The organism is Corynebacterium sp. HMSC036D02, assembly GCF_001836165.1.
Classification (GTDB): domain Bacteria; phylum Actinomycetota; class Actinomycetes; order Mycobacteriales; family Mycobacteriaceae; genus Corynebacterium.
This window is the reverse complement of the sequence record NZ_KV827689.1, coordinates 19,498-34,368: the sequence shown is the minus strand read 5'-3', so window position 1 is coordinate 34,368 and position 14,871 is coordinate 19,498. Positions and strand designations below refer to the sequence as shown.

The 14,871-nt window shown below is 62.0% G+C and carries 11 protein-coding genes; 7 read left to right on the top strand and 4 right to left on the bottom strand.

The window, feature by feature from the left end; translation table 11 throughout:
• Positions 1-115 precede the first annotated feature (115 nt).
• A complete protein-coding gene (locus HMPREF2743_RS08095) occupies positions 116-997 on the bottom strand; it encodes a LysR family transcriptional regulator (protein ID WP_246818713.1) in 882 nt (293 codons plus the stop codon).
• A 129-nt stretch (positions 998-1,126) separates the two neighbouring features.
• On the opposite strand from HMPREF2743_RS08095, the gene HMPREF2743_RS08090 reads away from it, so the two are divergent.
• The 5 genes from HMPREF2743_RS08090 to HMPREF2743_RS08070 all read left to right on the top strand — a co-directional run bounded on the left by HMPREF2743_RS08090 (position 1,127) and on the right by HMPREF2743_RS08070 (position 7,485).
• Positions 1,127-2,773, top strand: coding sequence for a thiamine pyrophosphate-dependent enzyme (locus HMPREF2743_RS08090; RefSeq protein WP_070526291.1), 1,647 nt, complete (start codon positions 1,127-1,129; stop codon positions 2,771-2,773).
• 12 nt (positions 2,774-2,785) lie between these two features.
• A complete protein-coding gene (locus HMPREF2743_RS08085; protein ID WP_070526294.1) occupies positions 2,786-4,123 on the top strand; it encodes an aromatic amino acid transport family protein in 1,338 nt (445 codons plus the stop codon).
• A gap of 13 nt (positions 4,124-4,136) precedes the next feature.
• Positions 4,137-5,177: a histidinol-phosphate transaminase gene (locus HMPREF2743_RS08080; RefSeq protein ID WP_070818552.1), complete on the top strand. Its 1,041-nt coding sequence runs from the start codon at positions 4,137-4,139 to the stop codon at positions 5,175-5,177.
• Positions 5,178-5,325: 148 nt separating this feature from the next.
• Positions 5,326-6,702 (top strand): NAD-dependent succinate-semialdehyde dehydrogenase, encoded by a 1,377-nt coding sequence (locus tag HMPREF2743_RS08075; RefSeq protein WP_070512293.1) that lies wholly within the window; start codon positions 5,326-5,328, stop codon positions 6,700-6,702.
• 9 nt (positions 6,703-6,711) lie between these two features.
• Entirely contained in the window at positions 6,712-7,485 is a 774-nt protein-coding gene (locus HMPREF2743_RS08070) for a nuclear transport factor 2 family protein (RefSeq protein WP_070743860.1), read from the top strand.
• 196 nt (positions 7,486-7,681) lie between these two features.
• On the opposite strand, the gene HMPREF2743_RS08065 is transcribed toward HMPREF2743_RS08070, so the two are convergent.
• Both HMPREF2743_RS08065 and gabT (HMPREF2743_RS08060) read right to left on the bottom strand, forming a co-directional pair.
• Complete coding sequence (locus HMPREF2743_RS08065) at positions 7,682-8,911, bottom strand: aromatic amino acid transport family protein (protein ID WP_070818551.1); 1,230 nt, start codon at positions 8,909-8,911, stop codon at positions 7,682-7,684.
• Positions 8,912-8,979: 68 nt separating this feature from the next.
• Complete coding sequence (gene gabT, locus HMPREF2743_RS08060) at positions 8,980-10,308, bottom strand: 4-aminobutyrate--2-oxoglutarate transaminase (RefSeq protein WP_070526308.1); 1,329 nt, start codon at positions 10,306-10,308, stop codon at positions 8,980-8,982.
• Between the two features lie 117 nt (positions 10,309-10,425).
• Between gabT (HMPREF2743_RS08060) and HMPREF2743_RS08055 the strand changes: the two genes are divergently transcribed.
• Positions 10,426-11,871 carry a PucR family transcriptional regulator gene (locus tag HMPREF2743_RS08055; protein WP_070526311.1) on the top strand — a complete coding sequence of 482 codons (1,446 nt, stop codon included), beginning with the start codon at positions 10,426-10,428 and terminating at the stop codon, positions 11,869-11,871.
• A gap of 15 nt (positions 11,872-11,886) precedes the next feature.
• On the opposite strand, the gene HMPREF2743_RS08050 is transcribed toward HMPREF2743_RS08055, so the two are convergent.
• Positions 11,887-13,413 carry a PucR family transcriptional regulator ligand-binding domain-containing protein gene (locus HMPREF2743_RS08050; protein WP_371441233.1) on the bottom strand — a complete coding sequence of 509 codons (1,527 nt, stop codon included), beginning with the start codon at positions 13,411-13,413 and terminating at the stop codon, positions 11,887-11,889.
• Between the two features lie 111 nt (positions 13,414-13,524).
• Between HMPREF2743_RS08050 and gabT (HMPREF2743_RS08045) the strand changes: the two genes are divergently transcribed.
• Complete coding sequence (gabT, locus tag HMPREF2743_RS08045) at positions 13,525-14,850, top strand: 4-aminobutyrate--2-oxoglutarate transaminase (RefSeq protein WP_070818550.1); 1,326 nt, start codon at positions 13,525-13,527, stop codon at positions 14,848-14,850.
• Positions 14,851-14,871 lie beyond the last annotated feature (21 nt).

Here is a 14,871-nt window from a genome sequence, read left to right as displayed (position 1 = left end):
AAGTGATGCATCCACCGCTTGAAACCGCCTCAGAGATCTGCGCCAACTTTGGCAACTGGGGCAGTTTTATCCACCGCACACCAAGCGCACACCGCCCAGCGCCCAGAAGCAGACCCTAGCGAAGCGAACCCTCAATAAAACTCCGGAACCGCCGCGCAATCTGTGCAATCTCCTGCCCCGCGAAGTGCCCCGGGGACCAGGCCGCGACCAGCGGCACCCCGCCCAGGGTCTTTTCACCATCGACCACGTCGAAGCCCACCAGCCGCGGAGGCTGCAGCTCTGTCATCAGGGCCACGGCTCGGCCCGAGCGGGCCAAGGCACTCAAGGTTGCGGTGTCATCGCACTCGGCATGCGAGCCCAAGGCACAGCCGGCCGTGCCCACGAAGGAATCCACCACCCCGCGGGACACGCTGCGCCGCGAGGGCAGAGCCACCTTTTCTTGCAATAACCGTCTAACCTCCACGCTGGTCGAACCCGCACACTCCAATGCCATTGGGTGCGTCGGCGGCACCCAGGCACGCACCGGAATCGTGCCCAAAGCCAGTGAGGCCACGTCATTGCCTGGCGGGATGGTGGCAATCACCACGTCGGCGGAGCCTTCCAGCGCGTCAAAGACGTCGTAGTGCGTGACCGGGGTCGTTGTGAGCAGAGGGATAGTCTGGCCAGCGGCCTCAATAAAGGGCGCAAGCAGAGTCGAAATCGTCGTCGGCGTAGCAGCCACACGCAGTGCCGGGATACTGCCCGCGCGAAGTGCCTCCACTGCCTGCCCGGCGCGCGCAGATTCGGCGAGGAGGCGGCGGCAGGTCGGGATGAGGGCATGTGCAGCGTCGCTAAGCACTAGTGAGGACCCTGCCCGCACGAAGAGTTGCAGGTCCAGCTCTTTTTCAAAGCGCCGCAGCTGGCGGCTCAGCGCCGGCTGGGTAATACCCAGGCGCGCCGCGGCAGCGGTCACCGTGCCAGCCTCAGCCACCGCAAGGAAATATTTGGCCTTCACCATGTCCATTCCCCCACTTCTACCACGGCACATGCCTTTAGGGTATGGGTTTCCAGCTTTCTAGACATTAGACAACATGACATCAGCAAAGAATAATGAGACCACCACCACAACAACACCAGGGAGGTTTCCATGTCACATGTCGGCGCCGCTATTGCCGAATCCCTCGCCGCGCACAACGTCACCCGCGCTTTCCTCGTGCCCGGCGAAAGCTTCCTTCCCGTCCTCGACGGCCTCTACGATTCCCCCGTTAAGGCCATCGTCACCCGCCACGAAGGCGGTGCCACCTACATGGCCGAAGCCCACGGCAAGGCTACCGGCCAACCGGGCGTCGCCATGGTCACCCGCGGGCCCGGGGCGGCCAACGCCTACGTGGGCATCCACACCGCCTGGCAGGATGCCACCCCGCTCGTCCTCTTCGTGGGCCTCATCCCCACCTCCGACCGCGACCGCGAGTCCTTCCAGGAATTCGACCCCAAGGCCTGGTTCGGCACCCAGGCCAAGCAGGTCTTCGTCCTCGATGATCCCTCGCGCGCCTCCCGCGTCGTGGCCGAAGCTTTCTTCCAAGCCCAGCAGGGCCGCCCCGGCCCCGTCATCGTGGGCCTGCCGGAGGATATTCTCCACCAGGAGTACACGGGCACCATCCATCCGCCCATCCCGGTTGCGGAAGGCGCGCTTTCCGACGATCACCTGGACCTCCTCTCCCGCGAGCTGAGCCGCGCAGAGCGTCCACTCATTTTTGCCGGCGGTCCGCGCTGGACCCCGGAGGCCGCAGAGAAGATCACTCGCTTCGCCGAAGAGCACCGCATCCCGATCATTCAAGACTTCCGCGCCGCTGACCGCGTGCCTTTCGACTCCCCCGCCAACGCCGGCTGGCTCGGCTATGGGCGCGACCCACGCGCGGCACAACTTTTGGAAGCCGCCTCCCTCGTCATCGAAGTCGGTGCCGTTCTCGGTGATGTTCCCACCGATGGCTATACCTTGCGCCAGTCACCTCAGGCACGCAACATCGCGATCAATCCTGATACCAGCCTCCGCGGCCACTCCGTGGCGCTGCTAGAACACATCGTGGCGAGCCCCGTAGCCTTCGCTAACACCCTGGACCGCTTGAGCATCGAGGGCAAGGACAAGCGCGGCGAGTGGTTTGATAACGCGCACGCGAACCACCTCGACTTCGCCACTCTCCCCGAGCCAGCGGACTACCGTCCCGGAAAAGAAGGCACCGCCCACATGGAGGCCATCCTCGCAGCACTCCACGAACAGCTGCCGCAGGATCCCATCTACACCTTCGGCGCCGGAAACCACTGCATCTGGGCCCAACAATTCCTGCGCTCGCAGGTCTACCCCTCCCAGTTCAGCGTGCGCAACGGCTCGATGGGCTATTCCATCCCGGCCGCAGTAGCCACCAAACTGCAGTTCCCGGAGCGCACCGTCGTCACCATTGCTGGCGACGGCGAATACCTCATGAACGGCCAAGAGCTGGCCACCGCACTGCAATACGGCGCGCCCTTCCTCATCATCGTCATGTCCAATGGCGAATTTGGAACCATCCGCGACCACCAGAAGAAGCACTTCCCTGATCGCGTCTCCGGCACCCAGCTGGTGAACCCAGATTTCGCGGCGGTAGCCCGCGGCTTCGGCGCTCACGGTGAGCTCGTTACCGACGACTCGCAGGCACAAGAGGCAGTAGCCCGGGCCCTGCGCGCCATCGCCGAAGACGGCGTACCAGCTCTCATCAACGTCATCACTGACCAGGACCACTCCCTACCCATCGACTAGAGGAGGCTCACCATGAGCTCTACCAATACTCCCTCAACAACATCCACACCGCCCACCAGTGACCTGAAAGAGGGCGAGCACATCGTGGGCGATGGGGTCGTCGCCAAGCAGCGCCCCGCCGCCTCCACCGCATCGTGGATCATTACGCTCTTCGGCACCGCCGTAGGTGCCGGCATCCTCTTCCTGCCGCTTAACGCCGGCGGATTTGGGTTCTGGCCGCTCGTCTTCGCTACGGTTTTCATCCTTCCGCTGGTGTACTTTTCACACCGCACCTATGCGCGCATCGTTGCCGGCGCACCCAAGGAGGACCACGGCAAAGACATCCTCGAGCTGGTTTCGCAATACCTGGGCAAAGGCCAAGGAATTGGCTTCGCGGTGCTGTACTGGATCACGGTCTTTTCCACCGTCCTGATCTACGGTGTCTCCATCACCAACGCGGTGGATAGCTTCATCGTCAACCAGCTGGGCGGGCCTTCCATCGACCGCTGGCTGCTGGCCACCATCTGCGTCGGAATCATGACCGGTGGTTTCGCCATCGGCCGCAAACCTATGATTTGGCTGGCCCAAGTGCTGGTCTACCCGCTGATTATCGCCCTGGCCATCACGTCCATCTACCTCATTCCGCGCTGGGACCTGCACAGCTTCATCCATTTTGACGATGGTGCCGATGGCTGGGGCCAGATGCTCAAGGGCATCTTCCTCATCCTTCCGGTGCTGGTCTTTTCCTTCTCCCACATGGCGGCGCTTTCGCAGTTCGCCATCGACATGCAGCCGCAGTACGGCGAGAAGACCGAGAAGCGCGTCTCCCGCACGGAGTTCTACACCGCCATCCTGCTCGTCGTCTTCACCATGTTCTTCGTGTGGTCCTGCGTCCTCGCGCTCGGCGCCGACGGTATGAATGAGGCACTCGAGCAAAACATCCCGGTGCTCTCCTATTTCGCCAACGTCACGGGCACTCCGTTCATGGCTTACATGGCCCCCATCGTGGTCATCTGCGCCATCGTCTCCTCCTACTTCGGCCACATGCTCGGTACCGAAGAGGGAACGGAATACCTGCTGAAGAACGCCGCGCCAAAGCTGGCGGAAAAGGTCTCGCACCGCACGCTGCTCAACATCATTTATCTCATCGCCTTCGTGTGCACCACGCTCGTGGCGATCTTCAACCCCTCCATTATTTCGATGATTTCCGTGGTCTCCGGTGTCTTCGTGGCGTTCATCGTCTACCTGGTTCCGGTGTACATGTTCAAGAAACTGGACGTGTACAAGCAATTCCGCAATGACCCGTGGAACTACTTCGTCTTCGGCATGGGCCTGCTGATTATGGCCGTGACCATCTGGGACATGATTTAGAAAGGACGTGATTATGCTTCGTAGTGATCTCTCAAGCTTCCCCGAGTACAAGGTGGGCAAGGATTTCCCCAATGCCTTGAAGCTCTCTTCCAACGAGGTCCCCTTCCCGCCTGCCGAGGACATCATTGCCGCGGTTGCCGACGCCGCCCGCACCACCAACCGCTACCAACAGCCCGGCAGCCTAGAGCTCACCAACGCCTTGTGCAATTACCTAGATGTCCCGGCGGAAAATATCTTCGTCTCGGCGGGTTCCACGCCCATCCTGCAGGCCACCATCTTGGCTTCTTGCCAGACGGGTGATGAGGTCATCGTGCCCTGGCGCAGCTTTGAGGCTTACCCCCTCTACGTGCGCATGGCCGGCGCGGAACCGATTCTGGTCCAGCTCACGGAGGATTACCGCGTCGATCTGGAGGCAGTCCTTGCCGCCCTGACGGAGAAGACCAAGCTCATCATCCTGTGCAACCCCAATAACCCGACGGGCACCGTCATCACGCGCGGTGAATTCCGCGCCTTCATGGACCGGGTGCCCAAGGACGTCGTCGTGCTGCTGGATGAAGCTTACTGGGAGTACAACGACGCCCCCGATACCCCGGATTCAGTGGAGGAATACGAGCGCTACCCCAACCTGCTCGGCGTGCGCACCTTCTCCAAGGCGTGGGGTTTGGCCGGCATGCGCGTGGGCTACGCGGTGGCTGGCCCAGAGATCATCAACGCACTGCAACTGCTCTCCCTGCCGCTGACGGTGACTGCCATGGCGGAAACCGCCGCCGTGGAGGTGCTCAAGCGCCACGACGAGCTTGCCGACGCCGTCGAGATCACCAAAGCACAGCGCGACCGCGTCTGCGCGGAGCTGGGGGCCGAGAAGTCCTACGGCAACTTTGTGTGGCTGCCGCGCGCAGATGCCGCGGAGGTGGAGACGAAAATGCTCGATGAAGGCGTGGTCATCCGCCGCTACCTCGATGAGGGCGTGCGCGTGTCCATCACGGACGAAGCAGAAACTACCCAGTTCTTGGAGGCCTGGCGCCGCGCGGGCATTCAGCCCTGGCGGGGCTAAGTGGCCTCCTTTCACCCCCTCAGTCCAAGTACCCCATAAGCCAATACTGAGACAAATGACATAAAGTGCAGAACCCTTGCAATAAGTCACAATCCGCCCCATAATGGGGTGCAACCCATACACACTTCAATCATTGGAGGATGAAGCAATGTCCGGATTTCGCGTAGAAAACCCCGCTACCGGTGAGGTTCTTGAGACTTTTGACCACGCCACTGACCAGGAAATCCTGGCCGCCGTTGATGGCGCGCACGAGGCATTCCTCAGTTGGCGCGATACCCCGATCGAGGAGCGCGCCAAGCTAGTCACGCGCGTTGCCGAGCTCTTCGAAGAGCGCAAGGATGAGCTCGCTGAGATCATTGCAACCGAAATGGGCAAGCCGGTCTCCGAGGGCCTCGAGGAGGCTGAGTTCAGCGGCGCTATCTTTGCCTACTACGCCGACAACGGCCCGAAGTTCGCCGCCGACGAGGAAATCCCCGTCGAGATGGACGGCAAGGGCTACATCCAGCGCCTCCCTATCGGCACTCTGCTGGGCATCATGCCGTGGAACTTCCCTTACTATCAGGTCGCGCGCTTCGCCGCACCAAACCTGATGTTGGGCAATACCATCGTCTTGAAGCACGCCACCATCTGCCCGCGCTCCGCGCTTGCCATCCAGAAGATCATGGATGACGCCGGTGTGCCCAAGGGCGTCTACACCAACATCTTCGCAACCCATGAGCAGGCAGAGAAGATCATCGAGCACAAGGAGCTGCGCGGTGTGTCCCTCACCGGCTCCGAGCGCGCAGGTGCCGCGGTGGGTTCTCTGGCTGCGAAGAACCTCAAGAAGGCAGTACTCGAGCTCGGTGGCTCCGATCCTTACGTCATCCTCGACACCGATGACGTCAAGCAGGCAGCCAAGGATGCGTGGGAGACCCGCATGTACAACACCGGCCAGGCGTGCAACTCCAACAAGCGCCTGATTGTGATGGAGGATATCTACGACGAGTTCGTCGCTGAGCTGGTCGAGCTCGCGAAGGCCATGAAGCCGGGTACCCCGCAGGAGGCTTCCGAAACTGTCTACACCCCGTTGTCTTCGCGCAGCGCGGCAGAAAACCTCAAGGATCAGATCGACCGCACCGTGGCGGCCGGCGCCACTCTGCACGTCGGCGGCGAGCTCGTCGATGAGAAGTCTTCCTACTTCAGCCCCGCCGTGCTGACCGATGTTCCGGTTGGCTCTGATGTCTACTACGAAGAGCTCTTCGGCCCGGTGGCCACCGTGTTCAAGGTCAGCAGCGACGAAGAGGCGCTGGAGCTGGCCAACGACACCCAGTACGGCCTGGGCGGTTGCGTCTTCTCCAAGGACGTCGAGCGCGCCGAGAAGATTGCCCAGCGCCTGGAGGTCGGCATGTCCAACGTCAACACCTACGCGGCGGAGGGCGCCGAAGTCCCCTTCGGTGGCGTGAAGAACTCCGGTTACGGCCGCGAGCTCGGCCCCTATGGCATGGATGAGTTCGTCAACAAGCGCACCTACTTCGTGGCCAACTAAGGAGATTCCATGACTTCACTAGGAAACTTTGTCCTCGAGGTTCACACCGCGCTTTTCGACGGCCACGATACCTCGGTCCTGGACAAGCACTTCGCCGATAACTTTGTGGAGCACTCTCCCCTCATCGCTAATGATGCAGAAGGGCTCAAGAAATTTGTCGCGGATCTGGGCGAGGGACTGAAGTACACCAACGCCCGCGTGATTACGGATGAAGCCAACGGCCTCGTTGCTTTGCATGGTCGCTTCGACGGCATCGAGGATGAGCCCTTCGTCGGTTTCGATATTTACCGCGTCGAGGGCGACAAGATTGTCGAGCACTGGGACAACCTCGTTCCCTTGGCAGAACCGAACGCAAGCGGCCGCACGCAGCTCGATGGCGCTACCGAAATCGGTGATGAGAGCCTCACCGAGCAGAACCGAGAGTTCGTCATCGAGTTCTTCACCCGCTCGCTCATCGGCGCTGATTACTCCGGTTTCATCGAAAACACCCGCGATGATCAGTTTGCCCAACATTCCCCTGACATCGCCGATGGTGCCGAAAACTGCGTCGACTTCCTCACCAAGCTGAAGGAAGATGGCGAGGGGCTGGAGTATGAGCGCATCCACCGCACGATTGCGCAGGGACAGTTCGTTCTGACCCATTCAGAAGGCAGCATCGCTGGTGCGCGCCATTCCTATTGCGAGCTGTGGCGCGTCGAGGACGGCAAGCTCGTCGAAATGTGGGATGCCATTTCTGAGGTCCCCTCCGATGACGAGGCACTTCATAACCACGGCATCTTCTAGGCCGTAACCTCGGTTACATCATGCTGAAAGGCTGGGCCGCTCCCGACATGGAGAGCGGCCCAGCCTTTTCTTTTTCGGCACGAACTAGAGCCAGGTCCGGGCTACAACTGCCCGTTCTGCCAAATCCCTCGCTCCTGACTCAAGATCTGGCCCGAACTTTGGCAAGTAGGCGGGGTGTCGCGTCGAAAAGCCGGATCTAAGCCCAGCCTGCCGGCACCAACCCAAGGATAGAAATGATCGAGTAAAGGAAGGCCAAGACGTAGACCACGATGATGGTTCCTTGGATTACTGGGTGTGCGAGTCCGCCCACGTTCCAGCCTGGGTCGCGGTCTCCTTTCTTCCGGGAGGCGTGCAACAGCATCACCGGGATAACGGACATGATGGCGCCCGCAAAACCACCAGCATAGGACAACGCCGCAACGAAGCCACCGAGACCAGCAATGGAAATCACCAGTGGCGGAACAACCGTCAGCGCCACTGCCACAATGCGCTGGCCCTTCACGCCTTCCCAGTGGAAGATGTCTAGGACGTTGCGCATGGTGGTAAAACCAATCGCCAGGAAGGAGGTCAACATGGCCGCTAGGGCAAAGATGTTGGCCAGGTAGTAGGCCACCGGACCGAGTGCCTCTCCCCAGGCGATGGTCACCACTTCGGTGACCTCCATGCCAAGAAGGCCAAGCGCGGCAAAAGGTACCAACGCCAGGGTAAAGCCGGTGATGACCATGCCCATAACGATTGCCCGGGCGGTCTGCTGCGGCTTGGCCGGGTCCATGCCCTGCACCAGCTCCGGAACCACATACTGTGCCAAGAAGGAGAAGACCGCCAGATTCAGAATCGGGACGATGAAGAACGGGTGCAGAACCAAAAGGTTGTCAATCTTGATTCCAGGGCCCAGAATCGTCCATCCGCAAAGGACAGCGATGATGATAGCCATTCCGGCCGTAATCGCGCCCTCGGTCTTACCCGTGGTGTGCAGACCGCGGTACATCACCCACGAGCCGAAGCCGAAGAAGATCAGCGTTCCGAGGAGTGGCGGCAGACCGAAGATGTTGTTGATCAAGTCGCCGGAACCGGCGGCATAGGCAATGAGCGCGCCGATGCCGTTAACGATGATGGCAACGAAGACCAGCCACCTGCCCCACTGCCCGAGGTAATGTTCGGCCAGTCCGGAGACTTGAAGCGTGGACTTGGTGCGCATGGCGGACTCCGCCACGTACAACATGGAAATGGTCGTGAGAGTACCGGCCACGAGCAGGGCAATGACGAGCGCAAGGAATCCGCCGTTGCGAGCGGCATAAGGAATGGAGAGGACTCCAGCGCCGATGTTGGTGCCAAAAATGAGGGCAACGCCCTGCGCAAAAGACAACGCAGGTTTGAATTCCGCCGCGGATTCATCCCTCTGCGGCACAGAAATTTTGTTGGACAAAGACTTCTCCGATGATTACTAAAACTTGTGCTCACCCAGCCAGCGCTGGGTGAGCACGTGATCTTGCCTTACTTGTATTCGTTGAACTGCTTCACGACGACCTGCAGCGCCTCACGCCACAGGTCCTCCGGGATGGCCAGGGAAGGCAGGAAGCGGATGACGTTGTGGTCCAGGCCGCAGGTCAGCAGCAGGACGCCCTCGGCCTTGGCGGCGTCGGCAATCTTGTGCACCAGCTCGGAGTCCGGCTCACCCTCAGCGGTAACGAATTCGAGGGCAAGCATGGCGCCGCGGCCGCGGAACTCGGCCACGCGCTCATCGCCCAGAATGGGCTCCAGCTCCTCGCGGGCGACCTTCTCTAGGTTCTGGGCACGCGCACCGAAGTCCTTCTCTTCGAATTCCTTGAAGGTTGCCAGCGCAGCAGCACAGGCCACCGGGTTACCGGTGTAGGTACCGCCCAGGCCACCCGGCTGCGGGGCATCCATGATTTCCGCACGGCCGGTCACTGCGGACAGCGGCATACCGGAGGCAATACCCTTCGCAATGGTCACCATGTCCGGAACAATGCCCTCATGGTCGGAGGCGAACCAGGTGCCGGTGCGCATCATGCCTGCCTGAATCTCGTCGACGATGAAGACCACGTCGTTCTCGTTGCACCACTTCTGGATTGCTGCGAGGTAGCCCTCGGCCGGGACGACGAAGCCGCCCTCGCCCTGAATCGGCTCAGCAACAACGCAGGCCAGATTAGCTGCGCCGACTTCCTGCTCAATCATGGTGATGGTCTTCTGGGCCGCCTCGGCGCCGCTCAGGCCGTCACGCAGCGGGTAGGACATCGGTGCGCGGTAAATCTCCGGGGCGAAGGGGCCGAAGCCATTCTTGTAGGGCGACTGCTTGGCGGTCATAGCCATGGTCAGGTTGGTGCGGCCGTGGAAGGCGCGGTCCATGACCACGACACCGCGCTTTCCGGTGTAGTTGCGGGCAATCTTCACGGCATTCTCGACGGCCTCTGCGCCGGAGTTAAACAGCGCGGTCTTCTTCGGGTGGTCACCCGGGGTGACCTCGTTGAGCTTTTCTGCCACGGCCACGTAGGACTCATACGGGGACACGGTGAAGGAGGTGTGGGTGAAGTGCGCGACGGCCTCCTGAACCGCGGCCACGACGGCCGGGTTCGAAGCACCAGCGGAGGTCACAGCGATACCGGAAGCGAGGTCGATGAAGCGGTTGCCGTCGGCGTCGGCAAGAATGCCGCCATCGGCATCCACTACGTAGCCCGGAAGTGACGGTGCCATGCCCGCGGGGAGGGCGTTCTTGCGGCGCTCATCCAGGGCGGCGCTCTTCGGGCCCGGGACCTGCTGACCCAGGTGACGGGACTGCTCAATGTGGTACTGAAGTTCCTGCATGGTCTTCCTTTTGTGTTCGGATGAATAGGATGCCCCTTAGTGTGGCCCCCAACACGCCCCGAACACTATGGACACTATGTATAAATTTTGTTCCCACTACTGTGTAGTCTGTCCACCATGCGTGAGATTTCCTTCCATTGGCTGCTCAACCAGCGCTCTCTGAGCTTGCGGAGCGTCCTTAGCGCTAAAACCTCCTTCAACACCATTCACGCCTCCGAGCTCGCGGACCCCAGCGAGTTCACCTCCCCCGGCGCGCTCATGCTCACGTTGGGGCTTGCCTTCCAGGAGGCAGCCGAAGGATTCGAGCGCTATGTTGCGGCCCTCGCCGCGGCCGGCGTGCAGGGCATCGGCTTTGGCACCGGACTGGCCTTCAGTGAGGTTCCCGCAGAACTTATCCGCGCCTGCTCCCAGCACGACCTCACCCTCTTTGAAGTCCCGCGCGCCACCCGATTCGTTTCCATCACCACGGCCGTGGCTCAAGAACAGGCCCGCTTGGACAACAACGCGCACTTTGCACTCCACCGCCAGCAGGAGCGCCTCAACCAGGCGGCGGCCACGAACATCGGCGCACTCATCGCACAGGCAGGCAAGGAACTCGGCGCCGCGGTAGCGGTAGCCAGTTCCTCCGGAGCGGTGGTCAGCCGCAGCGATCGCGGCCAGCTCAGTGCAGCCGACGCCGCGGTGGAGGCCGCGGAGCAGACGGGGCGGGGAACGGGGACGTCGACAAGCACAGGCGCCACCATCACCAGCATTTTCGGCTCGGCGGGACGGCGCTGGGCCATCGCGGTAACGCGTGCAGAAAAATTCGATTCCTACTCTCGGGCGCTCATTCGGCACCTAGCGGGTCTGGCCAGCCTGCTCTTGGACCACCCCGACACCACTGCGCACACAATCCTCGGGGCATTGGCACTCGACGCCCAGCTCGCCGGCGTGAACTCCCCCGCTCTGCAGGCGGCTTTTCATATGGTCGATAGCCATGACCTCATAGATGTCCTGTTTCTCACGGCGCCTTCCCCCTCCCGCCTCACGCGGGCTTTGAGCGAAATTGGAAAAGCCGAGCCTCTCAGCCTCATCCGCCCGGACCACGATTCGGCACTTATCGCGCTTCCACCGGGCACCGTGCACCCGCAACTCCTTGGGAAGCACACGCGCTACCTCCGGGCATCTCACCTGCGGCACACACAATGGCAGACACTGACCCCAGCGCTTCTATCCTCACTCCACAACCACGCCCGCAGCCTCCCACTTGGCACGGTGGCGCCTTTCGACTCCGCTGCGCCCACGTGGTTGGCAGAGCCGGGCGTGCCCGAGGCTCTCGCCGCTCGGCGCGCAACCACGGTCAGCCTTCTAGCCGAGCACGATACGCAACACAACACCGAGCTGCTTACTACATTGCGAGCCTTCCTCGTGGGCAACGCCAACCTGGCCACCGCCGCCGCGGAGCTCGGCGTTCACCGCCACACCGTGCGCGCTCGGTTGGATAAAGTGGAGCAACTCTGCGGCGTGGACCTGGCCAACCCTGTAACCCGGGCGGAGCTTCTCTTACTCAGTATTGACTCTTAGCTGACTTTTAAGGCCTCAATCCGGAACGCTGACCCCGAGGATGAGCAGCTCCGCCGCCACGAGGGGATCCTTGAGATCGACTTCCAGGAGATCTTCCAAATCCGCGATGCGCTTGCGCACGGTATGCCGATGCGACTGCAGCTCCTCAGCAGTGCGGCTCACATGCCCACCCGCGCGCAGGTAGACCTCCAGGGTTTCCGCCAGTTCGGTGCCGTGCTCCGCATCAAAGGCGCGCACCTTGCCCCAGGTTTCTTCGGCGCGATTGTGCACCGCACCCTTGACCCGAGGATCCCTGGTCCAGCTCAGCGTCCGCGATTCTGGTCCCGCCAACATTCCTGGCTGCAACCCAAAGGCGAAGGATTCCAATTCACGGACAACTCCTACTCCCAGCTCGGCCCATGGTATAGGTTGCCCCACGACGATGCGCTTGCTTCCGCGAATATCGCGCAACAAGTCTTGCAGGTTCTTCATCGACCGGCTTCCCCTAAAGAGCAGGAGGCTGGAGGATTTATCCAGCGCGTACTCGAAAAGCAAGCGCCCGTGTTCCTGCAGTCGGGCATCCAACGCCTGAATGAAGCGCTGGTGGGCGCGCTCCCCCTCAGATTTCACCAGCACAGGACGCACCCGACCCTGCGCATCACCCACCATGTGGAAGATGCGGCGCATGGGATCTTCTGGCTGGTCCATACCCAACTGAATAGCCATGGCCATGGAGTTGAGTTCGTTTTGGGTGCGCCGCAGCTCCTGCGGGCGCTTCACCGTGAGTTCCGCTAGACCTGCGGCCTGTTTGAGCAGCGCGCGCTCGTTCACACCGAAACTCTCACGCGCCACCGCCAGCAGACCAAAGGATCGTGCGCCGTGGTCGGCCAAGCGCTGGGCCAAAACATTCCACCCGCCGACACGGCGTGCGGCATAGAAGTTTTGAGCGCGGGCATCAGCAATCACTGGTGCCCACTCCACCGGCGGCAGCCCGGGAAGGCTCGACTGCGCGAAGACCCGCCCATCCTTATCCACGAGGCAACAGTGCGCACCCAAAAGTCGGCCGGTCTTGTCCACGAGGGCGTCGAGGCCGGCCACGGCGGCGTCGTTCAGCGCACCCTGCTGGGCAATGAAACGCTCCAGCCCTTCCTCGCGCTGGCGTTGCAGCTCGTCGTGGAGACGCGCGAGCACCGAGACGAAAGGAACACGCAGCGCCACCGTGAAGAGCGAAATATCGCATTCCCGGGCGGCCTCCACCATGGCGGGCGGAACCTCGGCAAAGGCAATCCCAACGCCGAAACCCACCCCCGTTACCCCGCCTTCGGCCACCCTGTGGATGTACTCCGCCAGCTCTTCCGATTTCCCTTCAAACGCCATGCCGGTAAGCAGGATAACCACCCCAGACCCCACAAACTCACGGGGATCGCGCAGCTCACACGGGTGCATTACGGAAAAAGGGCGCCCACAATCGTGCAGAATTTCTATCCCCAGATCGGGTTGATTAGCCAACCATCTCAGGGAAACGCTCCCCTCTTCCAGCCCGACCGCTACCCCCGTATCCATTGTGGACAATTTCTCACCATTCTTTCACCCAGTTGTCTATGGCCCTCATGAAGTTTAGCCGCCAGAATGACCCACGTCATAAAAAATTCCGAGTATTAAGGAGCAGACAGCATGCAGGACCTCAAGCACCGCCTCCCCCAGGAGCGGAATGTCTCCACCGCAATCCCTGGCCCCCGCAGCCAGGAGCTGAATGCCGCCCGCGAAGCAGACGTCGCCGCTGGCGTCATCCCGGGCTACCCCTCCTACATCGCTGATGGTGACGGTGGCGTGCTTGTCGACGTCGACGGCAACACCATCGTCGACTTCGCATCCGGCATCGCCGTGACCTCCGTCGGCGCCTCCAACCAGCGCGTTGCCAAGGCCGTCGCCGAGGCCGCCAGCCACCTCACCCACACCTGCTTCCTCAACGCTCCCTACCAGGGCTTCGTTGATGTCTGCAAGAAGCTCAACGAGCTGACCCCGGGCACCCACGAGAAGAAGACCTGCCTCTTCTCTACCGGCGCGGAGGCAGTAGAGAACGCCATCAAGATCGCTCGCCGCTACACCGGCAAGAACCGCGTTGTGGTCTTCGACGGCGCCTTCCACGGCCGCACCAACCTGACCATGACCATGACCGCCAAGAACAAGCCGTACAAGCAGGGTTTTGGCACCCTAGCCGCTGATATCTACCGCGCGCCGATGTCCTACCCGCTGCGCGACGGCCTCGACGGCAAGCAGGCCGCACAGCGCACCCTGCGCTACATCGAGCAGTACGTCGGCACCGAAGAGCTGGCCGCCGTCATCATCGAGCCGGTTCAGGGCGAGGGCGGCTTCGTTGAGCCGGCCAAGGGCTTCCTCCCAGCACTGCAGGAATGGTGCACCGACAACGGTGTTGTCTTCATCGCCGATGAAATTCAGGCCGGCATCTGCCGCACTGGCTCCTGGTTCGCCTGCGACGATGAGGGCATCATCCCGGACCTCATCACCACCGCCAAGGGCGTGGGCGGCGGCATGCCGCTGTCCGCTGTGACCGGCCGTGCAGAAATCATGGATGCCCCGGACCCGGGCTCCCTGGGTGGCACCTACGCCGGCAACCCGGTGGCCTGTGCCGCGTCCCTGGCAGCCTTCGAGGAGATGGAGGAACTGGATCTGGCTTCCCGCGCCCGCGAGATCGAGGCCATCATCCGCGAGGAGCTAGAGCCGCTGCTCGAGCTCACCACCGTCGCCGAAGTCCGCGGCCGCGGCGCCATGATCGCCCTCGAGCTGGTCGACGACAACAACCAGCCCAACGCTGACCTCACCGCTAAGGTGGCCAAGACCTGCCGCGAGCAGGGCGTACTCATCCTCACCTGCGGCCTCGACGGCAACGTCATCCGCCTCTTGCCGCCGCTGGTCATCAACGAGTCCACCCTGCGTGACGGCCTCCAGGTCCTGGCTGAAGCCATCCGCACGAACTAACCCGAACCACCAACGTCTTAA